We start from the raw sequence: 25,035 nt of genomic DNA on the forward strand, positions 1-25,035 counted from the left end.
GGGCCGCGCGCCGGACGGCCTCCCCGGGCCGCCGATGGGAGGATCGGGACATGTGGATGAGACGCGGCCGGGACGGAACCGAGGATGAGCGGGGGAGCGACGGGTCGCACGCGATCGGGGTCGGCGCCGTGGTCGTGATCCTCGACGGCGCGGCCGCCACGGGCGATCCCGCGCTCGACGGCGAGCCCGTCGGCCTCGTGGTCGCCTCCGCCTCCGACGGCCTGCGCAGCGTCAGCCCCGTGCCGACCGCGCGCGGCCGCGCCTGGGTCGTGGAGCTCGGATCCGACGACAACGGCACGGCCGGCCGCCGGGTCGTCGTGCCGCAGAGCGCCCTGCGCCTCGTGGACGACGCCGACGAGACGGTCTCGGCGCTGCCCGCCGACGACCTGCCGCCGCGCGCGTGAGCGGCGTCGTGCCGGGTGCCGTCGCCGGCGCCGCGGGCCTCGTGGATCCGGTCGACCTCGCCGCGGAGCTGATCCGCATCGACTCGACCAACCCCGACCTCGTGCCGGGCGCCGCGGGCGAGACCGCGGTCGCCGCCCATGCCGCCGCGTGGCTGCGCGCCCGCGGCTTCGACGTGCGCGTCCTCGAGGAGGCGCCGGGCCGGCCGACGGTCCTCGCGACCGCGCGCGGCACGGGCGGCGGCCGGACGATCCTCCTCGATGGGCACCTCGACACCGTGCCGCCCGGCGACCCCGCGCGCGGCGGGCTGCTCGCGCGCGTCGAGGACGGTCGCCTCCTCGGCCGCGGCGCGTTCGACATGAAGGCGGGCCTCGCCGCGATGATGGTCGCGGCCGACCGCGCCCGCCGGCTCGGGACGCGCGGCGACGTCGTGCTCGCGCTCGTCGCCGACGAGGAGTTCGGCAGCATCGGCACCGAGGAGGCGCTCCGTGCGCTGGCCAACTCAGGCACGCGCATCGACGGCGCCGTGATCTCCGAGCCCAGCCAGTCCGAGGCGATCGTCGCCCACCGCGGCTTCGGCTGGTACGAGATCCGGCTGCGCGGGCGCGCGGCGCACGGCTCGATGCCGGAGCAGGGCGTCGACGCGATCGCGCACGCCGGGCTCGTGCTCCGCGAGCTCGACGCGCTGGCCGACCGCCTCGCCGCGGGACCCCGCCACCCGCTCCTCGGGACGGGCGCGGTGCGCGTCTCCCGGATCCAGGGCGGCTCGGACGCGGCCACGGTCGCCGACTCGTGCGTCCTCACGATCGAGCGCCGCTTCCTCCCCGGCCAGTCGACGGCGGATGTGGAGGCCGAGCTGCGCGCGGCGCTCGACGCGGTCGCCGCCCGCACGCCGTCGATGGACGCGGAGCTCGTCGTGCTCGTCGCCCGCGCGGCCTTCGAGGCGGACGTCGACGGGCCGCTCGCGCGCGCCGTGCTCGACAGCGGCGCGCGCGTCATCGGTTCGCCCGTCCCGCATCGCGGCGAGCCCTTCTGGACCGACGCCGGGCTCGTGCACGAGGCCGGGATCCCGTGCATCCTCCTGGGCGTCACCGGTGGCGGCGCGCACGCGGACGAGGAGTGGGCCGAGGTCGACTCGATCCGCCGGCTCGCGGACGTGCTCGAGGGCGCGATCCTCGACTTCTGCGGGAGCGCCGGGGCGACGCCCGAGGGCTGAGCGTCAGTCGCGCGTCGCCGACCGGTGCAGCTCCACGTCGAGCCGTCCCGCGTCGGCGATCGCCGTCATCCACGTGAAGTCCGGCTGGCGGCGGCGGTCGGTGGGCGAGCCGGGGTTGAGGAGGCGGAGGCCCGAGGGCGTCACGGTGTCCCACGGGATGTGGCTGTGGCCGAAGACGAGCACGTCGGTCTCCGGGAACGCCGCGTCCATCCGCCGCTCGCGGCCCGTCGACGCTCCGGTCTCGTGCGTGACGGCGAACCGGATCCCCTCGATCACCGCCCGTGCCGTCTCCGGCAGCCGCGCCCGCAGCCCCGCCGGGTCGTTGTTGCCCCAGCAGGCGAGGAGCCGGGCGGGTCTCGCCTCGAGCGCGTCGAGAGCGGGCTCGTCGACCCAGTCGCCCGCGTGCACCACGACGTCGGCGGCGTCGATGGCTCGCCACAGCGCCGGCGGCAGGTCCTTCGCGCGCTTCGGGAGGTGGGTGTCGCTGAGGAGCACGAGCGATGCGGTCACCCGGGCAACGGTACGCGGGCCCCGCGCCGGGACCCGCCGCCCGGCTCCCGTACCCTCGAGGCGTGACCCCCGCCACCCGCGACCTCGTGTCCGCCGACCTCGCCTGGATGGTGCCCCTCAACAACGCGGCCGTGCCCGCGGTCCCGCCCATGGACGCCGCGTCCCTCGGCGAGGTGCTGGGCCACGCCGACCTCGCGATCGCCGTGCTCGACGCCGACGCGGCCGGTGCGACGCCGGTCGGCATGCTCCTCGCGATGCAGCCCGGCGGCGCCTACGACAGCCCGAACTACCGCTGGTTCGCGGAGCACGGCGTCGACGGCCTCTACGTCGACCGGATCGTGGTCGCCGACGGCCACCGGGGGAGCCGGCTCGGCCAGGTCCTCTACGCGCGCGTCTTCGACGAGGCCCGGCGGACCGGGCGCCCGGCCGTCACGTGCGAGGTCAACACGCTGCCGCCGAACCCCGGGTCGCTCGCCTTCCACGGTCGGCTCGGCTTCGTCCGCCTCGCCGAGGTCGTCGACCCCGACGGGCTCCATGCGGTCGCCATGCTGTCCGCTCCCGTGGATCCGGATCCGTCCGACGCGGCCGCGCGCTGATCCGGCGCGCCATGATGGACGGGACCCCGTCCACCGCCCGCCCCTGAAGGAGGCGCCCATGACCGGCATCACCCGCGGCTTCGTCGGCCGCCCGCGGAAGGGCCCGGCCGACCGCCTCCCTCCCGGCCAGTACGACACCCAGGGCGGCTGGCCCGTCCTCACCGCCGAGGCCGTCCCGAACCTGCCGGAGTCGCGCTGGTCGATCGCCGTCGACGGACTGGTCGAGCGCCCGACCTCGTGGGACTGGGACGAGGCGCACGCGCTGCCGCGATCCGAGTACGCGGGCGACATCCACTGCGTGACCACGTGGACCCGGCTCGACACGCGCTTCGCGGGCGTCAGCGTCGACACGCTGCTCGACGCGGCGGGCCCGCTCCCGGAGGCGCGCTTCGTCCTCGCGACCTCGCACTCCGGCTACACGACCAACCTCCCGCTGGATGACCTCCGCGGCGGGCGCGCATGGATCGCGTGGGAGGCCGACGGCCGCCCGCTCACGCCCGACCACGGCGGACCCGCGCGCCTCCTCGTGCCGCACCTCTACTTCTGGAAGAGCGCGAAGTGGATCGCCCGGCTCACCCTCCTCGACCGCGACCAGCAGGGCTTCTGGGAGCGCAACGGCTACCACGACCGCGGCGACCCGTGGCGCGAGCAGCGCTACCAGGGCGACCGCTGAGCGCGCCGGTGTCGGCGCCCGCGCCCGCGCCCGGACCGGGATCCGCTCGAGAGCCCGCGGTCCCCGCCTCCGTCGGCGGCGAGTGGCGGACGGCGACGATCACGGCGCTCGAGCACCCGACGCACGCGACGGTCCTGCTGCGCTTCGACGTGCCCGACCGGATCCCGCACCTGCCCGGCCAGCACTGCGTCGTCCGGCTGCGCGCGGAGGACGGGTACACGGCCCAGCGCTCGTACTCGATCCTGTCCGCGCCGCACGAGGACGGCGTCGAGCTGCTGATGGAGCGCTACGAGGACGGCGAGGTGAGCGGCTTCTTCGCCGACGTCGCCCGGGTCGGCGACGCGATCGAGATGCGCCTGCCCATCGGCGGCTTCTTCGTCTGGGACGGCGCGACCCCGGCGGTCGCGCTCGGCGGTGGCACGGGCGCGGTGCCGCTCGTGGCGATGGTCCGCCATGCGCGGCACCTCGGCGTCCCGCACCTCGTCCGCGTGGCCGTCTCGGGGCGCACGGCGGCCGACGTCCCGTGCCGCGCGGAGCTCGAGGACGCGGGCGCGCTCGTCGTGACGACCCGGGAGCGGCACGGCGCGCGCGGCTTCGGGCGCCTCCGCGCCGACGAGGTGGCGGGGCTCGCCGAGGGCGCGCAGGTGGCCCTCGTGTGCGGATCCACCGCCTTCGCGGGCGGGGCGACGCGCCTGCTGCTCGACGCCGGGGTCGGCCGCGACGCGATCCGCATCGAGCAGTTCGGCCCGTCGGGGGAGTGACGCCGGCCGCCCCGCGGGCCACACTGGGGCGGACGGCGACGGAGCCGCCGGGAGCGGGTGCCGCATGGAGCGATCGGTCGTGCTGCTGCGCGGGATCAACGTGGGGCGCGCCAAGCAGGTCCCCATGGCGGAGCTCTCCGCGGCGCTCACGGGCCTCGGCTACGTCGGCGTGCGCACCCACCTGCGCAGCGGGAACGCCGTCGTCGACCACGAGCGCCCGAGCGGCCGGGGTGCCGCGGTGGCGATCGAGGACGCCGTGCGGCTCGCCACGGGCGTGACCGCGGACGTCCACCTCGTCCCCGCCGCCGACTTCCGCCGCATCGCCGCCGGCATGCCCTTCGGCGCCGTCGCCGACGATCCGTCCCGCCTCCTCGTCTCGTTCCTCGACCGCCCGCTGGATCCGCCGCCCGCGCCCCCGCCGGCCGCCGCGATCGCCCCCGACCTGGTCGAGGTGGCGCGCGACGCCGTCTACTCCTGGCACCCCGACGGCGTGTCGGCGTCGCGCGTGCCGCCGGCGTTCTGGCGCGGCCTCGGGGCCTCCGTCACGGCCAGGAACGCCCGCACCGTGGCCGCCCTCGTCGCGCTCCTCGACGCCTGACCGCGATCCCCGCCCGGCGCGTCCCCCGCACGGGGGTGATCGCGGGGAGCCGTCGCGCCCCCGTTCCGGGTCGGGCGCGCGGGGGCCTCCTCGTGACGCGGTGAGAGGGATAGGTTCGTGCACGTGAGCAGATTCGCGGACCGCTGGAAGTCCCACATCCTGGAGACGTTCTCCGCGGACTCCGAGGGGCGACCCCAGTGGATCCAGGACCTCGAGCACGGCGACGACGCCGGCTGGTTCGGCCCCGGCTCCGCGGTGTGGGCCGTGCACGGCGGCATGCCGACGCTCGTGGCGGGGATCCGCGCCCTCCTCATGCAGACGCTGCACCCGGGCGCCATGGCCGGCGTCCACGACTGGTCGCGCTACCGCGAGGATCCGCTCGGACGTCTCGCCGGCACCGTGCGCTGGGTCATCACCACGTCCTTCGGCGACCGGGACACCGCGGTCGACGTCAGCCGGCGCGTCCGCGGCTACCACCGCAAGGTGCAGGGCACGTTCGTCGACGGCCACGGGGTCGAGCGCCCCTACAGCGCGAACGACCCGGACCTCCTCGCCTGGGTGCACATGGTCTTCACCGACGCGTTCCTCAGCACCCACATGCAGTGGGGGCCCCCGATCCCGGGCGGGCCCGACCGGTACGTGGCCGAGTGGGCCAAGGCGGGCGAGCTCATGGGCGTCGAGGCGCCGCCGCGCTCGCACGCCGAGCTGCACGCGCAGATCGACGCGTTCCACGACCAGGGCCTCCTCCGCGCCGACGAGCGCACGCGCGAGACGATCTCCTTCCTCCGCGAGCCGCCGCTGCGGCCCTCCATGCTGCCGGCCTACCGCGTCCTCTTCGCCGGGGCCGTCGCGTCCCTCGAGCCGCGGTACCGGGAGCTCCTCGGGCTCGACAAGGCGTCGTTCGGCCCCTTCCCGCTGCCGGCGCTCGCCTCGACCCGCGTGATGCTCGGCGTCGCCGGGCGCGTGATGGGCGAGCAGTCCACGAGCCACGAGGCCGCGCTCAAGCGCATCGCGCGGCTGGAGGGCGGGTCGAGCGCGCGGCCCTCCGACACCGCAGCGGAGCCGTGCCCCGGACGCGGCGACGACGCCGGGCACCGCGCGCAGCCCGCGGCCTGATCCCGCCGACCCGTCGGCGGGCGCCCGAGCGGCCGATGTCGGCGGCCCGGGCTAGCGTGAGGAGGACATGAGCAGGCAGGACGGATCGACCAGGCGCACGTCCGACGCGAGCGCGGACGACTCCGAGGCGACGATCCTGCACATCGACATGGACGCGTTCTTCGCCGCCGTCGAGCTGCTCGAGCGGCCGGAGCTGCGCGGCACCCCCGTCATCGTCGGCGGATCGTCGGGTCGCGGCGTGGTCACGAGCGCCACCTACGAGGCGCGTCGCTTCGGCGTCCGCTCGGCCATGCCCATGGCCCAGGCGCTGCGCCTCTGCCCGCAGGCCACGGTCATCGGCGGCCACATGGAGAAGTACGCGCACTGGTCCCGGGTCGTCATGGGCATCTTCCGCGACGTCACCCCGCTCGTGGAGCCGCTCAGCATCGACGAGGCGTTCCTCGACGTGGCGGGCGCCCGCGGCCTCTTCGGCTCGCCCGCCGAGATCGGCGCGATGATCCGCCGCCGCGTGCATGCCGAGACCGGCCTCACCTGCTCGGTCGGCGCGGCCTCCACCAAGTTCGTCGCCAAGCTCGCGAGCACCCGCTGCAAGCCCGACGGCCTGCTCGTCATCCCCGCGGCCGAGACGCTGCCGTTCCTGCACGCGCTGCCGGTCGGCGCGCTCTGGGGAGTGGGCAAGACGACCGAGGAGGCGCTGCTCCGCCGCGGCCTCCGCACGGTCGCCGACATCGCGGACACCCCGCTGCCCACGCTGCAGTCGATGCTCGGCGAGTCCGCGGGCGCCCGGCTGCACGACCTCTCCTGGGGGCGGGATCCGCGGCGCGTCAGCACGCACCGGGAGGAGAAGAGCATGGGGCACGAGAACACGTTCCACGACGACGTGACGGATCCGGACGTCGTGCGCCGCGAGCTCCTCGGCCAGGCCACGCGCGTCGCCGAGCGGCTGCGGCGCGCGGGCCTCACCGCGCGCACCGTCTCGCTCAAGCTCCGCTACTCCGACTTCCGCACCATCACGCGGTCCCGCACGCTGTCGGATCCCACCGACGTCGCGCGCCGCATCTACGACGAGATCCGCGACGTCTACGAGCAGGTCGCGCGACCCGGCGACCGGATCCGTCTGGTGGGCGTTCGCGCCGAGCAGCTCGACGACGCCGACAACCGCGCCGTCGCCCTGTGGGACGCGGACGAGGGCTGGCGCGAGGCCGAGCGGACGGTCGACCAGGCGGCCGCGCGGTTCGGCCGCGGCGCCATCGGCCCGGCGTCGCTCCTGCGGAAGCCCGGGGCGAAGGGGGCCACCGTGTCGGATCCGCGCACGGAGGCGGCCGCGCGCGGTACCCTCCCCGGACACCCGCCCGACTGACGAGGACCACCATGACCGATCCCGCCGCGCCCGCCCCCGACGACCACGCCCCGGCAGGGCAGGAGGCAGCGGCCCCGGCCCCGGTCACCCCGCCCGTACCGCCCGCTCCGCCCACGGCCGCGGCACCTCCCGCCGCGCCGGCATCTCCTGTCGGGCCGTCCGGGCATCCGTCGGCGTCCGCCGCCGCGCCGTACGGCCTCGCGCCCGCGCCGGTCCCGCCCTCCCCGGCGGCGGTCGCGTGGGGCCAGCCGGTCTACGCGGTCGCGCCGCCCAAGGGCCTCAGCCTCACGTCGATGATCCTCGGGCTCGTCTCGGTCTTCTTCTTCTGGACGTTCCTCTGCCCGCTCATCGGGCTCGTGTTCGGCATCATCGGGATCCGCAAGGAGCCGGCCGGCCGCGGCTTCGCCATCACGGGCCTCATCCTCAACGGCCTGCTGCTGCTCATCCCCGTCGCGATCGCGCTCTCGATCATCGTCGCGGGCGGCACGCTCTTCGGCATCGCGGCCACCACGCCGCGCTGACCCGGGCCGACGCCGCCCCGTTCGCGTCACGCAGCCGGGCGGCGTCGTGCAGGTCGGCTAGGGCCGGCCCATGCCGCGGTAGCGCCAGCCCGCGGCGCGCCACGCGACGGGATCCAGGCAGTTGCGGCCGTCGACGATCACCGGCGTCGTCACGATGGCCTTGAGCTCCGCGGGGTCGATGGCCCGGTACTGCTTCCACTCGGTGAGCACCATGACGGCGTCGGCGTCGCGCGCCGCCTCCTGCCAGGTGTCGACGTAGGTGAGCTCCGGGAAGCGGCGGCGCGAGTTCTCGTTCGCGTACGGATCCGTCGCGAGCACGCGCGCGCCCTGCAGCTGCAGCTGCGCGGAGATGCTGAGCGCGGGGGAGTCGCGCACGTCGTCCGACTCGGGCTTGAAGGCGAGGCCGAGCACGGCGATGTTGCGGCCGAGCAGGGATCCGCCGCACACCTCGCGCGCCACGTCGACCGCCCGGACGCGGCGCCGCATGTTGATGGAGTCGACCTCGCGCAGGAACGTGAGCGCCTGGTCCGCGCCGAGCTCGCCCGCGCGCGCCATGAACGCCCGGATGTCCTTCGGGAGGCAGCCGCCGCCGAAGCCGATGCCCGCGTTGAGGAATCGGCGGCCGATGCGGTCGTCGTAGCCGATGGCGTCCGCGAGCTGGGTGACGTCGGCGCCGGTGGCCTCGCACACCTCCGCCATGGCGTTGATGAACGAGATCTTGGTCGCGAGGAACGCGTTGGCGGACACCTTGACGAGCTCGGCGGTCTCGTAGTCGGTCGTGACGCGCGCGGTGCCGGTGCCGATCGCGGCGGCGTAGACCTCGTCGAGGGCCGCGCGCGCGGTCTCGCCGGCGTCGCCCGCGGGCAGGCCGTAGACGAAGCGGTCAGGCGTGAGCGTGTCCTCGACCGCGAAGCCCTCGCGCAGGAACTCGGGGTTCCACACCAGGGTCGCGCCGGGGACGCGGGCGTCGATCCGCTCCGCGAGCCGACGCGCCGTGCCGACGGGCACGGTGGACTTGCCGGCGACCACGTCGCCCGGCGCGAGGTGGGGGATCAGCGCATCCACCGCGGCGTCGACGTACGTCATGTCGGCGGCGTTCTCGCCGCGCTTCTGCGGCGTGCCGACCGCGATGAAGTGCACGCGGGATCCGGCGGCCTCGGCCGTGTCGGTGGTGAAGCGGAGGCGGCCGGTCGCGAGCTGCTCCGTGAGGAGATCCGGCAGGCCGGGCTCGAAGAACGGGGCGACGCCGGTCTGCAGCGAGGCGATCTTGGCGGCGTCCACGTCGATCGCGACGACGTCGTGCCCGAGGCGGCTCATGCACGCCGCGTGGACCGTGCCGAGGTAGCCGCAGCCGATGACGGAGATGCGCACGGGGGAGTCCTTCGCGTCGTGGGGAGGGCCGCCGGTCGGACGCCGGGCGACCGGCGATGCGGTCGTCGGGCCGCGGCGTCGGCACCGTATCACGGTGACGTGACGCGCCAGGGGCGGGGCCCGGCGCGCGCTCCTGCGCCGCGTCGGTCCCCGCCCCGGGTGCGGTCGATCAGGCCAGCAGGGCCTCCGCGGAGTCCGCCACCGGGCCGAGGATCGCGGCCGAGCGCGCGGGCAGCACGACCTCGTCGTCGCCGAGCGTCACGCCCGGCGCCGTCGCGAGCAGCAGCGCGGGACGCTCGCCCACGACGGGCACGCGTCGCTCCTCGTCGGACAGGTTGACGACGATGGACAGCTCGCCGCGGTCCATCACGAGCAGGCGCGCCTCCTCGTGCACCTCGACCTCGACCTCGGCGAACCGGGGGTCGGTGAGGTCGGGGTGGGCGCGACGCAGTCGGATCAGCTCGCCGTACAGCGCGAACAGGCGGGCGTGCTGCGAGTCGGCGGCCTCGGCGCCGTAGAGCTCCGACCAGTCGAGCTTCGAGTCCTGGAACGTCGAGAGGTCCTGCGGGTTCGGCACGACCGACTCGTCCCAGCCCATCTTCGCGAACTCCGCGATGCGGCCCTTCGCGGTCGCCTCGCCGAGGTCGTGCTCCGGGTGCGACGTGAAGAACTGCCACGGCGTCGTCGCGCCCCACTCCTCGCCCATGAAGAGCATCGGGGTGAAGGGCGACGTCAGAGTGAGGACCGCGGCCAGCGCGAGCCCGCCCTCGTCGAGCGTCGCCGTGAGGCGGTCGCCCGTGGCGCGGTTGCCGATCTGGTCGTGGTTCTGGTTCGCGACCACGAGGCGGTGCGCGGGGATCCGCTCGGTGTCGAGCGGCCGGCCGTGCACGCGGCCGCGGAAGGACGACCACGTGCCGTCGTGGAAGAAGCCGCGCGTGATCACCTTGGCGAGCGCCCCGAGCGACGCGAAGTCCTCGTAGTAGCCGGTCGTCTCGCCCGTGAGCGCGACGTGGACGGCGTGATGGAAGTCGTCGCTCCACTGCGCGTCGAGCCCGTAGCCGTGCGCCTCGCGGGAGGTGATCAGCTTCGGGTCGTTGAGGTCGGACTCCGCGATGAGCGTGAGCGGCCGGCCGACGTGCGCGGACAGGACGTCCACCTGCACCGCGAGCTCCTCGAGCAGGTGCGTCGCGGTGTCGTCGACGAGCGCGTGCACGGCGTCGAGGCGCAGCGCGTCGACGTGGTAGTCGCCCAGCCACATGAGCGCGTTGTCGATGATGTACTCGCGGACCGGACCGGAGTCCTCGCCGTCGAGGTTGAGGCTGGATCCCCACGTGTTGGCCGAGGCCTCGTGCAGGTACGGGCCGAACTCGGGCAGGTAGTTGCCGGACGGGCCGAGGTGGTTGTAGACGACGTCCTGCACGACACCGAGGCCGCGGGCGTGGCACGCGTCGACGAAGCGCTGGTACGCCTCGGGTCCGCCGTACGTCTCCTGCACCGTGTACCAGAGGACCCCGTCGTAGCCCCAGTTGTGCGTGCCGTTGAAGCCGTTGACCGGCAGCACCTCGACGAGGTCCACGCCGAGCGCCACGAGGTGGTCGAGCCGGTCGATGGCGGAGTCGAGCGTGCCGTCGGGCGTGAAGGTCCCGATGTGCATCTCGTAGATCACGGCGCCGGCGAGCTGGCGCCCGGTCCACGCCTGGTCGGTCCACGCGAACGACGACGGGTCGTACGTGCGCGAGCGGCCGTGGACGCCCTCGGGCTGGCGGCGCGAGCGCGGGTCGGGGAGCGGGGTGTCGGCGTCGTCCACGAGGTAGCCGTAGTCGAGGTCGCCGGAGGGCAGGGCCTCGGCGCGGTCGGCGTCGAGGGTCCACCAGCCGTCGCCCACAGGCGAGAGCGGCAGGCGCTCGTCGCCCACGGCGAGGGCGAGGGTGCGGGCCTTCGGGGCCCAGATGTCGAAGCGGTCGTCGGTCATGCTCGGCTCCCGGGGGTGAGGTCGGCGGCGGTGGATGCGGGCGCGAGGATCGCGACCGGGTAGTCGGCGAGGAGCGCGGCGACGGACACGCGTCCGCCGTCGAGGCGGCGGCCGCTGATGTGGTCGACGAGCTCGCCCTCGGGCAGCGTGATCGAGGTGGATCCCCATCCGCCGCCGGACTCGAGCCCGACCGGCAGGCGGGTGGCGACCGTGATCGCCCCGCCGCGGTCGAACGCGATCACGTGGGCCGCGGCGTCGCCGGTGGCGCGCACGGGCTCGTAGCCCGTGAAGAGCTCCGGGTGCTCGCGACGGAGGCGGAGCGCGCGCGCCGTGACGAGGAGCTTGGCGGCCCCCGTCTCGTCGATGGCGGGCTCGGCGCCCTTGAGCACGGCGTCGAGGGCGGCGCGGCGCATGCCGAAGTCGACCTCGCGGCGGTTGTCGGGATCCACGAGGCTCGTCTCCCACAGCTCGCTGCCCTGGTAGACGTCGGGCATGCCGGGGGCCGTGAGCTGGATGGCCTTGGCCGCCAGGGAGTTCGACCACCCGGGGCCGGAGAGCCGGTCGTAGAGCCCGGCGACGATCGTGCGGGCGCGCGGGTCGTCGAAGGCCGCGTCGACGAGCGCGTGCATGCGCTCCTCGAAGGCCTCGTCGGGCGCGGTCCACGTGGTCGAGTCGCCGGCCTCGCGCGACGCCTTCTCGGCGTAGGCGTGCAGGCGCTCGCGCGAGGCGGGCCAGGTGCCGACGAGCGTCTGCCAGAGCAGGTTCTCGAACGGCCCGTCGCCGGTCGGGGCGACCTCGCGGAGCTGGCCGAGCGCGTCGCGCCAGGCCTCGGGCGTCTCGGACAGCACGTCGATGCGGGCGCGCACGTCCTCGCCGCGCTTCGTGTCGTGCGTGGAGAGCGTCGTCATCGCGTGCGGCGCGACGCGGTGCCGCTCCCGCTGGCGCGCGTGGAAGTCGTCGACGTCGATCGCGAAGATCGACGGGTCGGCGCCGACCTCGTTGAGGGAGACGAGGCGCGAGTAGCGGTAGAACGCGGTGTCCTCGACGCCCTTGGCCATGACCATGCCGCTCGTCTGCTGGAAGCGCTGCGCGACCGCGGTGGACGGGTCGGACAGCTGCGGCAGGAGCGCGTCGATCGTGGCGACGAGGTCGGGGCGGCTCGCGCGCGCGGCCTCGGCGGCCTCCTCGAGGTGGTGGAGCCCGCCGGGCAGGTAGCTGCGGTAGACGGGGAAGGTCGCGAGGAGCTCCGCGAGCGCGTCCGCGGCGTCGGCCGGCGCGTCGTCCACCAGGCGCTCGAGGCGCAGGACCTCGCTGCGGAGGATCCCGTCGGCGATGCCGCGCTTCGTGCCGCGGATCATGTCGGCCCAGCTGGTGAGCTCGCCCTGCGGCAGGCCGCGGAGCGACGCCTCGAGATGGTCGAGCTCGACCTGGCCGTCGGGGTCGACGAGCACGCGGTCGATCTCGGCGAGCGCGTCGTACCCGGTGGTGCCGGCCGTCGCCCAGTCGGTGGGGAGCGTCTCGCCGGGCTCGAGGATCTTCTCCACCAGCACGTACGCGCCGCCCGTGATCCGCGCGAGGTCGTCGAGGTAGCCCTTCGGGTCGAGCAGGCCGTCCGGGTGGTCGACCCGGAGCCCGTCGGCGAGGCCCTCGCGGAACCAGCGCGAGATCTCCGCGTGCGACTCCTCGAAGACCCGCGGCAGCTCGACGCGGATGCCCGCGAGCGTGTTGACCGCGAAGAAGCGGCGGTAGTTGAGCTCGGCGTCGGCTCGTCGCCAGTTGATCAGCTCGTAGGACTGGCGCTCGTGCACGGTGCGGGCGTCCGCGTCGTCCTCGGCCGTGCCCGGCGCCACGGGGAACCGCTGGTCGTAGTAGCGGAGCTCGACGGTGCCGTCGTCGCCGCGCACCAGCTTCAGCTCCTCGAGCTCGGATTCGCCGTCGCCGAGCACGGGGATCCGCACCTTGCCCTGCCCGAAGTCCCAGTCGACGTCGAACGCGTCGGCGTAGCGGCTCGCGGTGCCGTGCGTGAGGAGGTCCCACCACCAGAGGCTCTCCACGGGCGTCGCGACGCCGACGTGGTTCGGGACGATGTCCACCAGCACGCCGAGGCCCAGCTCGTGCGCGCGGTCCGCGACCTGCTTCAGGCCCGAGGCGCCGCCGCGCGCCGGGTCGACCTGCGAGTGGTCGACGACGTCGTAGCCGTGGTCGGATCCGGGCTCGGCCGCGAGGATCGGGCTGAGGTACACCCAGTCCGCGCCGAGGTCCTTCACGTACGGCAGCTGCTCGGCCACGGCGGCGAGGTCGAACGACTCCCGCACCTGGAACCGGTAGGTGGAGATGGGGGTTCTCAACTGATGTCGCTCCTTGGGTCTGCGGCTGGCCGGTCGGCCTGCGCGTGGGTGAGGACGGCGAGGCTCGCCGCGACCGAGTGGTCGGGCTCCACCTCGGGCTCGGTGTAGGCGCGCAGCACCACGAGCGCCTTGGCCGCCACGTCCACGACGCTACTCGCGCGGAGGGCCGTCGAGTCGGCTCCGACGCCCGCGGTGTCGATCACGGTCTCCCACGCGTCCGCGTACTCGTCCGACGGGAGCGTGAAGGACACCGGCTCGTCGTGCGCGTTGAAGTAGAGGAGGAAGTGGGTGTCGTAGATGTCCTCGCCGCGGCGGTCGCGCCCGCGGATCCCGTTGCCGTTGAGGAACATCCCGATGGCGCGGAGGCCCGACTCCCAGTCGTCGTCGACCATCGGGGTCGCGTCGGCGTCGAGCCACACGATGTCGGGCAGCGGCTCGCCCTCGCCGCGGCGCACGGGTCGCCCGTCGAAGAAGCGCCCGCGGCGGAAGGTCGGGTGCTCCTTGCGGAGCCGCACGACGGACGCCGTGAACTCCACGAGCGGCTGGTCGGCCTGGTCCCAGTGCACCCAGCTGATCTCGTTGTCCTGCGCGTACGTGTTGTTGTTGCCGTGCTGCGTACGGCCGAGCTCGTCGCCGTGCAGGATCATCGGCACGCCCTGCGACAGGATCATGGTCGCGAGCATGTTGCGCTGCTGGCGGCCGCGGAGCGTGAGGATCGCCGGATCGTCCGTCGGCCCCTCCACGCCCATGTTCCAGGAGCGGTTGTGGCTCTCGCCGTCGTTGTTGTCCTCGCCGTTCGCCTCGTTGTGCTTCTCGTTGTACGAGACGAGGTCGGCGATGGTGAAGCCGTCGTGCGCGGTGATGAAGTTGATCGACGCCACCGGTCGGCGCCCCGAGTGCTCGTAGAGGTCGGCCGATCCCGTGATGCGCGCCGCGAACTCGCCGAGCGAGGAGGCCTCGCCGCGCCAGAAGTCGCGCACGGTGTCGCGGTACTTGCCGTTCCACTCGGTCCACTGCGGCGGGAAGTTGCCCACCTGGTAGCCGCCGGGGCCCACGTCCCAGGGCTCGGCGATGAGCTTGACCTGCGACACCACGGGATCCTGCTGCACGAGCTCGAAGAAGGTCGCGAGCTTGTCGACGTCGTAGAACTCGCGCGCGAGCGCGGAAGCCAGGTCGAAGCGGAACCCGTCCACGTGCATCTCGGTGACCCAGTAGCGCAGCGAGTCCATGATCAGCTGCAGCGCGTGCGGGTGGCGCACGTTGAGCGAGTTCCCGGTGCCCGTGTAGTCCATGTAGTAGGTGGGGTCGTCCTCCATGAGCCGGTAGTAGGCCTGGTTGTCGATGCCCTTGAACGAGAGCGTCGGCCCGAGGTGGTTGCCCTCGGCCGTGTGGTTGTAGACCACGTCGAGGATGACCTCGATGCCGGCGGCGTGCAGCGCGCGCACCATGGACTTGAACTCCTGCACCTGCTGCCCGAGCTCGCCCGTGGACGAGTAGGCGTTGTGCGGCGCGAAGAACCCGATGGTGTTGTAGCCCCAGTAGTTGCGGAGGCCCTTCTCGAGCAGCGTGTTGTCCTGCACGAACTGGTGCACGGGCATGAGCTCGATGGCGGTGACGCCGAGCTTCTGCAGGTGGTCGATGACGGCGGGGTGTGCGATGCCGGCGTAGGTGCCGCGCAGCTCCTCCGGGACCCGGGGGTTCAGCTGCGTGAGCCCCTTCACGTGCGCCTCGTAGACGACGGTCTCGCTGTAGGGCGTGCGGGGGAGGCGGTCGCCGTCCCAGTCGAAGAACGGGTTGACCACCACGCCCAGCATCATGTGCGGGCCCGAGTCCTCGTCGTTGCGGCTCGCCGGGTCGCCGAACTCGTAGGCGAACAGCGACGGGTGCCAGTCGAACTCGCCGCAGGTGGCCTTGGCGTACGGATCCAGCAGCAGCTTCGCGGGGTTGGACCGGTGCCCGTCCTCGGGCTCGTACGGCCCGGTGACGCGGTAGCCGTAGCGCTGGCCCGGCTGCACGTGCGGGAGGTAGCAGTGCCAGACGTGCGCGTCGACCTCGGTCACGTCCACGCGGGTCTCGGTGCCGTCCTCCTCGAAGAGGCACAGCTGCACCGACTCCGCGACCTCGCTGAAGAGCGCGAAGTTCGTGCCGCTCCCGTCGAAGGTCGCGCCGAGCGGGTAGGGGTTTCCGGGCCAGGTCTTCAAGTGGTCCTCCAGTTGGGTCGACTCGTCCGCCGGCGGCGCGCAGTCGTGCGCGCGGGGTCCGTCGGGGGCGGGGCAGGCGGTGGATCCGCGTGGGCCGCAGCGGCAGGGGGGCCGGATGCGACGCAGCGACGCACCACGGGCGAGGCTACCGTGGGCGCCCGGATCGGCCCGCATCCTCCGGGCCTCGCGGGGTACGGTGGGACGCATGACCAACCTCGTCGCACAGCTCGCAGAGAACGTGAAGAACGCCGGAGTGGGGACGGTCTACGGCGACCCCCTCGACATCGACGGCTCGACCATCGTGCCGGTGGCCTTCGCCTGGTACGGCTTCGGCGGAGGCAGCGACCTCCCCGACTCCGACGGCAACGTCGCGGGCGGCGGCGGGGGCGGCGGCGCCACGTGGCCGATCGGCGCGTACATCGCCACCGACGGCGAGGTGCGGTTCCAGCCCAACGTGATCGCGCTGCTCGCCGTGGCCACGCCCGTCATCTGGATCTCCGGCAAGGTCCTCGTCAAGCTCATCAAGACGCTCAAGTAGCGCAGCGCGTCCCCGGACGCGCACGACCACCGCGGAGCGCGGGTGCCCTCGGGCACCCGCGCTCCCGTGCGTCCGGCCGGCCGCGCATCCCGGGCGCGCCGGGAGCCCGACCGCGCGCTAGGATCGCCTCGAACACGGGAGTCCGGTGAGCCGGGCTGAGAGGAAGACACCCAGTCTTCGACCGTCGTACCTGATCTGGATCATGCCAGCGCAGGGAGGCTTCCATCTCGCACCCGTGCCCTCTTCCACTCATCCGAAGGGCACGTCCAATGACCGCATCACCCACGTCCACCGCATCCGCCTCGAGCGTCGACACCGGCGCCCGCACGCCCCGCTCGGGCCTCCGCGCCCGCTGGCGGGTCATCGACATCGTCGTCGCGAGCGTCCTCGGCGTCGCCTCCGGCCTCGTCTTCGTCATCTGGAACACGGCATCCGTCCCCGTCGGCGGCTTCTTCGAGCCGCTGCTCCCCGGCCTCCAGGCGCTCGCGGGAGGCGGCTGGCTGTTCGCCGGCGTGCTCACCGGCATCGTGATCCGCAAGCCCGGCGCCGCCCTCTACGGCGAGCTGCTCGCGGCGTTCGTCTCGATGCTCGTGGGCAACGTCTGGGGCGTCGGCACGCTGCTCTCCGGACTCACGCAGGGCCTCGGTGCCGAGCTCGTGCTCCTCGTCTTCCTGTACGCGAACTGGCGCGCCTACGTCGCCGTGCTCGCGGGCATGGGGGCGGGGCTCGGCATGGCGATCACCGACCTCATCACCTACTACCCGGGATCCACCCCGCTGTTCGCGACGATCTACACGGTCGCGGCGCTCGTCTCGGGCGCGGTCGTCGCGGGGCTGCTCTCGTGGCTCGTCGCCCGGGCGCTCGCCCGCACCGGCGCGCTCGCGCGCTTCGCCTCGGGCCGCGACACCGCGGCCCGCGTCTGACCGTGCGGCGGCCGGGCCGTCGACCGGCGGATGCCCGCGCGCCGCGCGCGTCGCGCGCGCCGCTCGCCGGGCCCGAGGCGGCGGCCGACGTCGCGGGCGGCGCATCCGTCCGGGCCGCCGGCTGGGGCTGGCGGCATGCCGGCCGGAGCGCCTGGGCGGTCCGCGACGTCGACCTCGTCGTCGAGCCGGGCGAGCGGGTCCTCCTGCTCGGCGCGTCCGGCGCGGGCAAGACCACGCTCATGCACGCCCTCGCCGGCGTCCTCGGCGACGACGACGAGGGGGAGAGCCGCGGGACGCTGCTCGTCGACGGGCAGGATCCGGCCGCGCGCCGTGGTCGCGCCGGGCTCGTGCTGCAGGATCCGGACGCGCAGGTGATCCTGTCCCGCGTCGGCGACGACGTCGCGTTCGGCTGCGAGAACCTCGGCGTCCCGCGCGAGGAGATCTGGCTCCGCGTGCGCGATGCGCTCGACGCGGTGGGCCTCGACGCGGCCCTCGACCGGTCCACGACCGCGCTCTCCGGCGGCCAGAAGCAGCGCCTCGCCCTCGCCGGCGTGCTCGCGATGCGGCCCGGGCTCCTGCTGCTCGACGAGCCGACCGCGAACCTCGACCCCGAGGGCGTCGGCGAGGTCCGGCGCGCCGTCGAGTCCGTGGTCGAGCAGAGCGGGGCCACCCTGGTCGTCATCGAGCACCGGGTCGCCGTCTGGCAGGACCTCGTCGACCGGGTCGTCGTGCTCGGGGCCGACGGCGGGATCCTGGCCGACGGCGCGCCCGACGACGTCCTCCGCGACCAGGGCGCGTCCCTCGCGGCCGCGGGCGTCTGGGTGCCGGGCCGCGAGCCGGCCGCGCCGGTGCGCGAACGAGCCGAACCCGCGGCGCTCCTCCGTGCGGACGGCCTCGCCGTCGGGCGGGGCGGCGCGCGCGGCACCGCGGTGGCGGACCGCGTCGGCGTCACGCTCGCCTCGGGTCGCGTGACCGCCCTCACCGGACCGAACGGCGGCGGCAAGAGCACGCTCGCGCTCACGCTCGGGGGCCTCCTGCCCGCGCTGTCCGGCCGGGTCGTCGCGGAGGCGGGCCTGGCCGACGGCCTCGGCGCGGATCCCGCCGCCTGGCGCTCGCGCGAGCTCGCGGCGCGCATCGGCACCGTCTTCCAGGACCCGGAGCACCAGTTCCTCGCCGGCACGGTGCGCGCCGAGCTCGAGGTCGGCCCACGCGCCGTGGGCATGGATCCCGCCGACGCCGCCCGCCGCGTCGACGAGCTGCTCGCGCGCCTGCGCCTCGACGGCCTCGCGCAGGCGAACCCCTTCACCCTCTCGGGCGGCGAGAAGCGGCGCCTCTCCGTGGCGACCGCCCTCGCGACCGCGCCGCGTCTGCTCGTCCTCGACGAGCCGACGTTCGGGCAGGACGCCCGCACCTGGGCCGAGCTCGTCGCGCTCCTCGCCGACCTCGTCGACCGCGAGGGCGTCGGCGTCCTCGCCGTCACCCACGACGCCGACCTCGTGCGCGCGCTGGCGGACGACGTCCTCCGTCTCGACGCCGTCCCGGGCTCGGCTGCGCGACTGGAGGTCGTGCGATGAGCGCCGCGCCGTCCGCCGTCGTGCCCGCCGCCCGCGCCACCGGGCTCGCCGCCGTCAACCCCGTGGCCCGCCTCGCGGCCGCCCTCGTGCTGACGCTCGTGCTCGTGCTGAGCCTCGACGTCGTGTCCGCGGGTGCGGCGCTCGCGCTCGAGCTGCTGCTCCTGCCCGTCGCGGGGATCCGTCCGCGGGCGTTCCTCGTCCGGGGCATCCCCATCTGGATCGCGGCGCCCGGCGCCGGCCTCACGATCCTGCTCTACGGCCGCACGTCCGGCGACGTGTACGCCCAGTTCCTGCTCGTCGTCGTCAGCGAGGGGTCCGTGCTGCTCGCGGTCGCGACGACGCTGCGCGTGCTGGCCATCGGCGTCGCCTCCCTCGTCCTGTTCTCGAACGTGGATCCCACGGACCTCGCCGACGGCCTCGCCCAGGTCTGGCGCCTGCCGTCCCGCTTCGTCCTCGGGGCGCTCGCGGGCGTCCGGCTCGTCGGCCTGCTCCTCGACGACTGGCGCTCGCTCGAGCTGGCCCGCCGCGCGCGCGGCGTCGCCGACCGCGGCCGGATCCGGCGGTTCGCCGGCCAGGCCTTCGCGCTCCTCGTGCTCTCGATCCGGCGCGGCAGCAAGCTGGCCACCGCGATGGAGGCGCGCGGCTTCGGCGGCGCCACCGCGCGCACGTGGGCCCGGCCCAGCGTCGTCGGTCGCCGCGAGGCGCTCGTCGTCGTCGTCGCGGTGCTCGTCCCCGCCTGCGCGGTGTCGGCGGCCGTCGTCGCCGGGACGTGGGACTTCGTTGCGGCCTGATGCGGGGGAGCGGCGCCCGGCGCTGGTCCTCGTCGACGGGCCATCGGGCTCCGGCAAGTCGACCCTCGCGGACGCCCTCGTGCGCGATGGCGACCCGGACGCGGGGCTGCCGCCGGGAGCGCAGCTCCTGCGGCTCGACGACGTCTACCCCGGCTGGGACGGCCTCGAGGCGGCGTCCCGGCACCTCGAGCGCCTCGTCCTCGCCGAGATGCGCCCGGGCGGCGCCCCGCGGTGGCGCCGCTGGGACTGGGTCGCCGACGCGCCCGCCGAGTGGCACGACGTGGATCCCGCGCGCCCGCTCGTGGTCGAGGGCTGCGGATCCCTGACCCGGGTCGCCGCGCGCCTCGCCACCCGCCGCATCTGGGTGGAGGCCGACGACGCCGTGCGCCGGGCCCGCGCCATCGCCCGCGACGGCGAGTCCTTCGCCGTGGAGTGGGAGCGCTGGGACGCGCAGTGGCGCGCGCACGTCGCCCGCGAGGATCCGCGGGCCCTGGCCGACGTCGTCGTCCGCACGGACGCCGTCGCGGCGGCCGGGTAGCCTGAGGCCATGACCGATTCCGCACCGTCCGACGTCCGCTACCTCGCCGTCTTCGCCGACGGCCCCCTCGAGGGCACCACCGAGACCCGCGTCCTCGTCGACGGCGAGCACGACGAGACCATCAGCACCATGTCGGCCGTGGAGGGCAAGGAGTCGCTCTTCCAGTACCGCGCCGGCGAGGTGTCCGAGGTCGCGGGCGAGCAGCGCGTCACCTACTCGTACGTGGCGGACGGCAGCGACGACGTCCTCGGCGAGGGCGACGACGAGTCCCTCGAGCTCTGATCCCCGGCGCGCCCGGCGCCTGAGCGCCCCTCCACGACCCCGGCCCGCCACGCGGCTGCCGGGGTCGTCGTGCGTCCGGCCGCTCGGGCCTCAGGCCCAGCCGAGCTCGTGCAGCCGGTCGTCGTCGATGCCGTGGAAGTGCGCGATCTCGTGCACGAGCGTGACGTGGACGAGGTCCCGCAGCGCGTCCATGTCCTCCGCCTCGTGCAGGTGCGGCTCGCGGTAGACGACGATCCGGTCCGGCATCTCGCCGAAGCCGTACTGCCCGCGCTCGGTCATGGCGACGCCGTCGTAGAGGCCGAGCAGGTCGAGCGACCCGTCCTCGGGCCGGTCCTCCACCACGAACACGACGTTGTCGAGGCCGTCCACCATCTCGTCCGGCAGCTCGTCGAGCTCGTCGACCACCAGTCGCTCGAAGTCGTCGGGGTCGAGGTGCAGCACGGATCCAGCCTCGCACAGGCGACGGGCGTCGGAGACGCCCGGGAAATGCGGAAGGGCCGGGACCCTCTCGGATCCCGGCCCTTCCCGATGGGGTGGACGACGGGGCTCGAACCCGCGACTTCCGGCTCCACAAGCCAGCGCTCTGCCAACTGAGCTACGCCCACCATGCGGCCGATCCCGCTCTCGCGGACGGCCATGACGAGGATACTACAGCCGCGGGGCCCAGGCGGACGTCACGTCCGCGGAGATGGCCTGCACGTCCTCGGTCGCGGGTCCCGGCGCCGGCACGAAGGCCGCGCGGCGGTAGTACTCGAGCTCCCGGATCGACTCGAGGATGTCCGCGAGGGCCCGGTGTCCGCCGTTCTTCGCGGGGGAGTTGAAGTAGATCCGGGGGAACCACTCCTTCGCCAGCACCTTGATGGAGGAGACGTCGACGCTGCGGTAGTGGAGATGCGCGTCCACGCGGGGCATGTACTTCGCGAGGAACGCGCGGTCGGTGCCGATCGTGTTGCCCGCGATGGGCGCCTTGCCGCCGTTGGGCACGTGCTGCAGCAGGTACTCCAGCACCGCGAACTCCGCGTCGGCGAGGCTGACGCCGGCGGGGATCTCGTCGAGCAGCCCCGAGGACCGGTGCATGTCGGTGACGAAATCGCCCATGTTGGCGAGCGCCGCGGGGTCGGGGTTGATGACGATCGTGAAGCCGTCGTCCACGGGCACGAGGTCGAAGTCGGTGACGACCACCGCGACCTCCACCAGCTCGTCGATCGCGAGGTCGAGCCCCGTCATCTCGCAGTCGATCCACACCAGCCGGTCCGCGTTGTTGCCCATCCCCCGATCCTATCGGCGGGCCCGGGCCGCCCCGATGCGCCGCCTACCATGGGGGAGTGATCACCCTCCTCGCCGTCCTCCTCATCGTCAACGGCGTCTGGAACGTCGTCGTCTGGCCGCAGTTCCTCAAGCGCGTGGCGAAGGATCCCCGCGCCCGCGCCGCCGACGGGTCCCGCACGCCCTTCTTCACCGTGCACCTCGTGCTGGTGTCGGTCTCGCTCCTCCTGGCCCTCGTCTCGATCATCGCCGCCGTCGCGGCGTTCGCCTCCTGATCCCGGGAGAGGGCGGGCCGGCGGGGGACTCCGTGCCCGCGGGATCCGAGGGCGTGCGCGTCCTCCTGTTCTCCTCGCTCTTCTGCGTGCCGTGCCAGGCCACCCGGCGCACGCTCGAGGAGGTGCAGCGGCTGCTGCCCTGGCTCCCGGTGGAGGAGCTCGACGTCGCGGCCCACCCCGACCTGGCCGAGGCGGAGCGCATCCGGTCGACGCCGACGATCGTCGTGCGCGCCGGGGACCGCGAGGTGCTCCGCGCGGAGGGCGTGCCGACCGCGCCCCAGGTGCTGCAGGCGGTCGTGCGGGCCATGGACGGCACGGCCCCCGCCGGACCGGCGGTCTCCTCGGGGCGCCCGGATCCCGCGTAGTACCCTCGTCACGACCCCCTGTAGCTCAATGGATAGAGCATCGGCCTTCTAATCCGACGGTTGCGCGTTCGAGTCGCGCCGGGGGGACCGACTGTCGGACGCGCGGGATCGGCCGTAGATTTGGGCACATGCGCGACATCCAGTCACAGATCATCGCCGCCCTCGAGGTGCGTCCGACCATCGATCCCGCCGACGAGGTCCGGAAGCGCGTCGACTTCCTCAAGGCCTACCTCCGGTCCACCGGCGCCGAGGGCTTCGTCCTCGGCGTGAGCGGCGGGCAGGACTCGTCCCTGGCCGGGCGACTCGCCCAGCTCGCGATCGAGGAGCTCGCCGCGGAGGGGCTCCTCGCCGAGTTCATCGCCGTGCGCCTGCCGTACGGCGTGCAGGCGGACGAGGAGGACGCGCAGCTCGCGCTCTCCTTCATCCAGCCGAAGTCGAGCGTCGTCTTCGACATCAAGCGCGCGGTCGACGGCTTCCAGGCGGAGTACGCCGACGCCGCCGGGCACGCGATGACGGACTTCACCAAGGGCAACGTCAAGGCGCGCTCGCGCATGGTCGCCCAGTACGCGCTGGCCGGGCAGGCCCGCCTGCTGGTGATCGGCACCGACCACGCGGCCGAGGCCGTCACGGGCTTCTTCACGAAGTACGGCGACGGCGGAGCGGACGTGCTGCCGCTGACGGGTCTCACGAAGCGCCAGGGCCGGGCGCTGCTCGAGCACCTGGGCGCCCCCGAGCGGCTGTACCTCAAGGCCCCCACCGCGGACCTCCTCGACGACACCCCCGGCCAGACCGACGAGGCCAACCTCGGTCTCACCTACGCCGACATCGACGACTTCCTCGAGGGACGGGACGTCGCCGACGAGGTGGCCGAGGCGATCGAGGCGCGATACCGGAGCACGGAGCACAAGCGGCGCGTGCCCGCCAGCATGTTCGACGACTGGTGGAAGTGATCCCCGCCTGACCCACGTGACGACGCCCCGCACCTCGGTCGAGGTGCGGGGCGTCGTCACGTGTCGGAGAGGGCGATCAGCGCCGCTCGGCCTCCGCGGCGCGCGAGTTCGCGGCGGACGACGAGGGAACGGGCGGGCTGTACTGCTCGTCCGGTGACTCGACGCGGCGCTCCGCGGCGGGCTGGTCGTCGGATCCGCTGCGCCACGGCACCGGGACGGGAGCGACGGCGGTCGCCTCGTCCGGGCGGGCCTGCGGCCTGCTCGCGGCGGCCGTGTCGGTGGCCGGCTGGTCGTCCTCGAACTGCCAGCGGGAGATGTCGCCCTGGAAGATCTTGCGAGCGCGACCGGGGTGGTGCTGCCACTCGACCATGCGGTCGCGGAACTCGGCCAGCTGCGCGTCGAACTGGAAGCCGAAGCTGCCGCTGCCGCGCTTGAACTCGGTGATCTCGTGGGCCGCCCAGGTGGCGGCGGTCGCCGCGCCCTTGACCGGCAGGAGGCGGATCCGGATGTCGGCCTCGCCCGCGGCGCGGTCGGCGAGCACGCGCTCCTGCGCCGTGAGGCCGTCCCACACCGAGGCCTGGCGCGCCGCGTCGACGAGCACGCCGATGGCGGCCGCCTTCACCTCGCGGTCGTGCCGGGTGAGGATCCGCTGCGTGGCACCGCGTGCGATGAACGCCGCGAGTACGCCGGCCACCACGATGGCGACGAAGGGGACGACGACGCCGGAGAGGAGCTGCGTGCCCCGCTCGGACGCGAGGGCATCGAGGAGATCATTCCACCACTGCATGCGGCGACCGTACCCCGGGCATCGGGCGCGATCCGGGAGGTCGCGCGGGCGCGTCGCGACGCCCGCTCAGGGGTGGCCGCCGGTCAGAACCGGAGGCAGTCGACCGCGTCCTGCAGCGACCAGAAGTCGCCGAGGGGGACGAACCCCTGGGCGTCACGGCGGAGGCGCTTGGCGCGGAAGCGCTCGCCCTGCGGCTCGTGCATGCGCTCCACGTAGCCGAGCACGGCGCCGTCGGGCCGGGTGACGCGCAGGAGCCCGTCGTGCAGCTCGCGCACCTGGGCGGCCGAGCGCGACAGGGGGGTGTAGGTGATGCTGGGCATGGTGTCCTCCGTCCGCGTGCCGCCGGCCCGGCGGTGTCTCGATGTCCCCGAAGCTACGGGGGACCACCGACATCGCGCCCGGCAGGAATGGGCGGTGCCCGATGACGGTTCCCTCCCATGTCGACCGCCGCGGACCTCGCGCGCATCGACGGGAAGTAGGTTCATCTCTCATGCAGACATTCATCCTCGCCGGCGGCTGCTTCTGGTGCCTCGATGCGGTCTACCGCACGCTCGACGGCGTCCAGGACGTCATCTCCGGCTACATCGGCGGACACACCGCCCACCCGTCCTACGACGCCGTGTGCACGGGCGCGACCGGGCACGCCGAGGCGGTGAAGGTGGTCTTCGACGAGGAGGTCATCCCCGCCGACGTCATCCTCGACGTGTTCTTCACGCTGCACGACCCGCGCCAGCTCAACCGCCAGGGCGCCGACGTCGGCACCCAGTACCGCTCGGCGATGTTCCCCGCGGACGCGGAGCAGGAGCAGCTGTTCCGGGACGCCATCTCCCGCGCGGGCGAGCTGTGGGACGGCACTGCCGTCACCACGATCGAGCCGGTCGGCACCTGGTACGACGCGGAGGACTACCACCAGGACTTCTTCGCGAAGAACCCCGGTCAGGGCTACTGCAACGCGGTCGCCGTGCCCAAGGTCAACAAGGTGCGGAAGTCGTTCGCGCAGTACGTGCGCGCCGCCTGATCCACCCCTCATCGACGCCCCGCGGCCTGTACGGCCGCGGGGCGTCGGCGTACCATCGGCACGTCCGGGCGACGGAGCCCGGC

Annotated in this window: 28 protein-coding genes, 2 tRNA genes and 1 riboswitch; of the genes, 20 read left to right on the forward strand and 10 right to left on the reverse strand. The window is 74.1% G+C overall.

Annotation, left to right across the window (positions count from 1 at the left end):
• Positions 1-50: 50 nt before the first annotated feature.
• Entirely contained in the window at positions 51-404 is a 354-nt protein-coding gene (locus JOE38_RS02110; protein ID WP_204574652.1) for a hypothetical protein, read from the forward strand.
• Positions 401-1,618 (forward strand): M20/M25/M40 family metallo-hydrolase, encoded by a 1,218-nt coding sequence (locus JOE38_RS02115; protein WP_307838821.1) that lies wholly within the window; start codon positions 401-403, stop codon positions 1,616-1,618. The genes JOE38_RS02110 and JOE38_RS02115 overlap by 4 nt, the downstream gene beginning before the upstream one ends.
• Positions 1,619-1,621: 3 nt before the next feature.
• Here JOE38_RS02115 and JOE38_RS02120 read toward each other — a convergent pair whose 3' ends face one another.
• Positions 1,622-2,128 carry a metallophosphoesterase family protein gene (locus tag JOE38_RS02120; RefSeq protein ID WP_204574653.1) on the reverse strand — a complete coding sequence of 169 codons (507 nt, stop codon included), beginning with the start codon at positions 2,126-2,128 and terminating at the stop codon, positions 1,622-1,624.
• Between the two features lie 62 nt (positions 2,129-2,190).
• Here JOE38_RS02120 and JOE38_RS02125 point away from each other — a divergent pair, with 62 nt between their 5' ends.
• The 7 genes from JOE38_RS02125 (at position 2,191) to JOE38_RS02155 (ending at position 7,753) form a co-directional block, all read left to right on the forward strand.
• Complete coding sequence (locus JOE38_RS02125; RefSeq protein WP_204574654.1) at positions 2,191-2,724, forward strand: GNAT family N-acetyltransferase; 534 nt, start codon at positions 2,191-2,193, stop codon at positions 2,722-2,724.
• Between the two features lie 58 nt (positions 2,725-2,782).
• Complete coding sequence (locus JOE38_RS02130) at positions 2,783-3,397, forward strand: sulfite oxidase-like oxidoreductase (protein WP_204574655.1); 615 nt, start codon at positions 2,783-2,785, stop codon at positions 3,395-3,397.
• 8 nt (positions 3,398-3,405) lie between these two features.
• Complete coding sequence (locus JOE38_RS02135) at positions 3,406-4,158, forward strand: FAD-binding oxidoreductase (protein ID WP_307838822.1); 753 nt, start codon at positions 3,406-3,408, stop codon at positions 4,156-4,158.
• Between the two features lie 64 nt (positions 4,159-4,222).
• A complete protein-coding gene (locus tag JOE38_RS02140) occupies positions 4,223-4,756 on the forward strand; it encodes a DUF1697 domain-containing protein (protein WP_204574657.1) in 534 nt (177 codons plus the stop codon).
• A 117-nt stretch (positions 4,757-4,873) separates the two neighbouring features.
• A complete protein-coding gene (locus JOE38_RS02145) occupies positions 4,874-5,872 on the forward strand; it encodes an oxygenase MpaB family protein (RefSeq protein WP_204574658.1) in 999 nt (332 codons plus the stop codon).
• Positions 5,873-5,939: 67 nt separating this feature from the next.
• Positions 5,940-7,232 (forward strand): DNA polymerase IV, encoded by a 1,293-nt coding sequence (locus JOE38_RS02150; RefSeq protein WP_204574659.1) that lies wholly within the window; start codon positions 5,940-5,942, stop codon positions 7,230-7,232.
• A gap of 11 nt (positions 7,233-7,243) precedes the next feature.
• The gene (locus JOE38_RS02155; protein WP_204574660.1) at positions 7,244-7,753 is read left to right on the forward strand and encodes a hypothetical protein; all 510 of its coding nucleotides are present in this window, start codon (positions 7,244-7,246) and stop codon (positions 7,751-7,753) included.
• A 57-nt stretch (positions 7,754-7,810) separates the two neighbouring features.
• On the opposite strand, the gene JOE38_RS02160 is transcribed toward JOE38_RS02155, so the two are convergent.
• From JOE38_RS02160 to glgX, 4 genes are all read right to left on the reverse strand, one after another.
• A complete protein-coding gene (locus JOE38_RS02160; protein ID WP_204574661.1) occupies positions 7,811-9,124 on the reverse strand; it encodes a UDP-glucose dehydrogenase family protein in 1,314 nt (437 codons plus the stop codon).
• 169 nt (positions 9,125-9,293) lie between these two features.
• Positions 9,294-11,096, reverse strand: a complete 1,803-nt coding sequence (gene treZ / locus JOE38_RS02165) for a malto-oligosyltrehalose trehalohydrolase (protein ID WP_204574662.1) — start codon at positions 11,094-11,096, stop codon at positions 9,294-9,296.
• Positions 11,093-13,444, reverse strand: coding sequence for a malto-oligosyltrehalose synthase (treY, locus tag JOE38_RS02170; protein ID WP_204574663.1), 2,352 nt, complete (start codon positions 13,442-13,444; stop codon positions 11,093-11,095). The genes treZ and treY overlap by 4 nt, the downstream gene beginning before the upstream one ends.
• Positions 13,441-15,645, reverse strand: a complete 2,205-nt coding sequence (gene glgX / locus JOE38_RS02175; protein ID WP_204574664.1) for a glycogen debranching protein GlgX — start codon at positions 15,643-15,645, stop codon at positions 13,441-13,443. Before glgX ends, treY begins: the two co-directional genes overlap by 4 nt.
• A 205-nt stretch (positions 15,646-15,850) precedes the next feature.
• Between glgX and JOE38_RS02180 the strand changes: the two genes are divergently transcribed.
• The 6 genes from JOE38_RS02180 to JOE38_RS02205 all read left to right on the forward strand — a co-directional run bounded on the left by JOE38_RS02180 (position 15,851) and on the right by JOE38_RS02205 (position 20,291).
• Positions 15,851-16,183 carry a hypothetical protein gene (locus tag JOE38_RS02180; protein ID WP_012038119.1) on the forward strand — a complete coding sequence of 111 codons (333 nt, stop codon included), beginning with the start codon at positions 15,851-15,853 and terminating at the stop codon, positions 16,181-16,183.
• A 133-nt stretch (positions 16,184-16,316) separates the two neighbouring features.
• A riboswitch (TPP riboswitch) is annotated at positions 16,317-16,417 on the forward strand.
• 35 nt (positions 16,418-16,452) lie between these two features.
• On the forward strand, positions 16,453-17,106 hold the full coding sequence (locus tag JOE38_RS02185) for an ECF transporter S component (protein WP_204574665.1): 654 nt from the start codon (positions 16,453-16,455) through the stop codon (positions 17,104-17,106).
• Between the two features lie 2 nt (positions 17,107-17,108).
• Entirely contained in the window at positions 17,109-18,680 is a 1,572-nt protein-coding gene (locus JOE38_RS02190; RefSeq protein WP_204574666.1) for an ABC transporter ATP-binding protein, read from the forward strand.
• On the forward strand, positions 18,677-19,471 hold the full coding sequence (locus JOE38_RS02195) for an energy-coupling factor transporter transmembrane component T family protein (protein ID WP_204574667.1): 795 nt from the start codon (positions 18,677-18,679) through the stop codon (positions 19,469-19,471). Before JOE38_RS02190 ends, JOE38_RS02195 begins: the two co-directional genes overlap by 4 nt.
• Positions 19,461-20,009: an ATP-binding protein gene (locus JOE38_RS02200; protein WP_204574668.1), complete on the forward strand. Its 549-nt coding sequence runs from the start codon at positions 19,461-19,463 to the stop codon at positions 20,007-20,009. Before JOE38_RS02195 ends, JOE38_RS02200 begins: the two co-directional genes overlap by 11 nt.
• 9 nt (positions 20,010-20,018) lie before the next feature.
• A complete protein-coding gene (locus tag JOE38_RS02205) occupies positions 20,019-20,291 on the forward strand; it encodes a hypothetical protein (protein WP_204574669.1) in 273 nt (90 codons plus the stop codon).
• 90 nt (positions 20,292-20,381) lie between these two features.
• Here the strand turns inward: JOE38_RS02205 and JOE38_RS02210 are convergent, their stop codons facing one another.
• The 3 genes from JOE38_RS02210 to orn form a co-directional block, all read right to left on the reverse strand.
• Positions 20,382-20,732: a metallopeptidase family protein gene (locus JOE38_RS02210; RefSeq protein WP_204574670.1), complete on the reverse strand. Its 351-nt coding sequence runs from the start codon at positions 20,730-20,732 to the stop codon at positions 20,382-20,384.
• Positions 20,733-20,820: 88 nt separating this feature from the next.
• Positions 20,821-20,896, reverse strand: a tRNA-His gene (locus JOE38_RS02215).
• 43 nt (positions 20,897-20,939) lie between these two features.
• Entirely contained in the window at positions 20,940-21,560 is a 621-nt protein-coding gene (orn, locus tag JOE38_RS02220) for an oligoribonuclease (RefSeq protein WP_204574671.1), read from the reverse strand.
• A gap of 56 nt (positions 21,561-21,616) precedes the next feature.
• On the opposite strand from orn, the gene JOE38_RS02225 reads away from it, so the two are divergent.
• From JOE38_RS02225 to nadE, 4 genes are all read left to right on the forward strand, one after another.
• On the forward strand, positions 21,617-21,832 hold the full coding sequence (locus tag JOE38_RS02225; RefSeq protein ID WP_204574672.1) for an SCO4848 family membrane protein: 216 nt from the start codon (positions 21,617-21,619) through the stop codon (positions 21,830-21,832).
• A 32-nt stretch (positions 21,833-21,864) separates the two neighbouring features.
• Positions 21,865-22,197 (forward strand): thioredoxin family protein, encoded by a 333-nt coding sequence (locus JOE38_RS02230; protein ID WP_307838823.1) that lies wholly within the window; start codon positions 21,865-21,867, stop codon positions 22,195-22,197.
• Positions 22,198-22,211: 14 nt separating this feature from the next.
• Positions 22,212-22,284, forward strand: a tRNA-Arg gene (locus JOE38_RS02235).
• A 41-nt stretch (positions 22,285-22,325) separates the two neighbouring features.
• Positions 22,326-23,147 (forward strand): ammonia-dependent NAD(+) synthetase, encoded by an 822-nt coding sequence (gene nadE / locus JOE38_RS02240; protein ID WP_204574673.1) that lies wholly within the window; start codon positions 22,326-22,328, stop codon positions 23,145-23,147.
• A gap of 76 nt (positions 23,148-23,223) precedes the next feature.
• On the opposite strand, the gene JOE38_RS02245 is transcribed toward nadE, so the two are convergent.
• A complete protein-coding gene (locus tag JOE38_RS02245; protein ID WP_204574674.1) occupies positions 23,224-23,934 on the reverse strand; it encodes a hypothetical protein in 711 nt (236 codons plus the stop codon).
• Positions 23,935-24,017: 83 nt separating this feature from the next.
• A complete protein-coding gene (locus JOE38_RS02250) occupies positions 24,018-24,254 on the reverse strand; it encodes a hypothetical protein (protein ID WP_119435392.1) in 237 nt (78 codons plus the stop codon).
• Positions 24,255-24,424: 170 nt separating this feature from the next.
• Between JOE38_RS02250 and msrA the strand changes: the two genes are divergently transcribed.
• A complete protein-coding gene (gene msrA / locus JOE38_RS02255; protein WP_043587182.1) occupies positions 24,425-24,952 on the forward strand; it encodes a peptide-methionine (S)-S-oxide reductase MsrA in 528 nt (175 codons plus the stop codon).
• Positions 24,953-25,035 lie beyond the last annotated feature (83 nt).

Source organism: Clavibacter michiganensis, assembly GCF_016907085.1.
Classification (GTDB): Bacteria; Actinomycetota; Actinomycetes; order Actinomycetales; family Microbacteriaceae; genus Clavibacter; species Clavibacter michiganensis_O.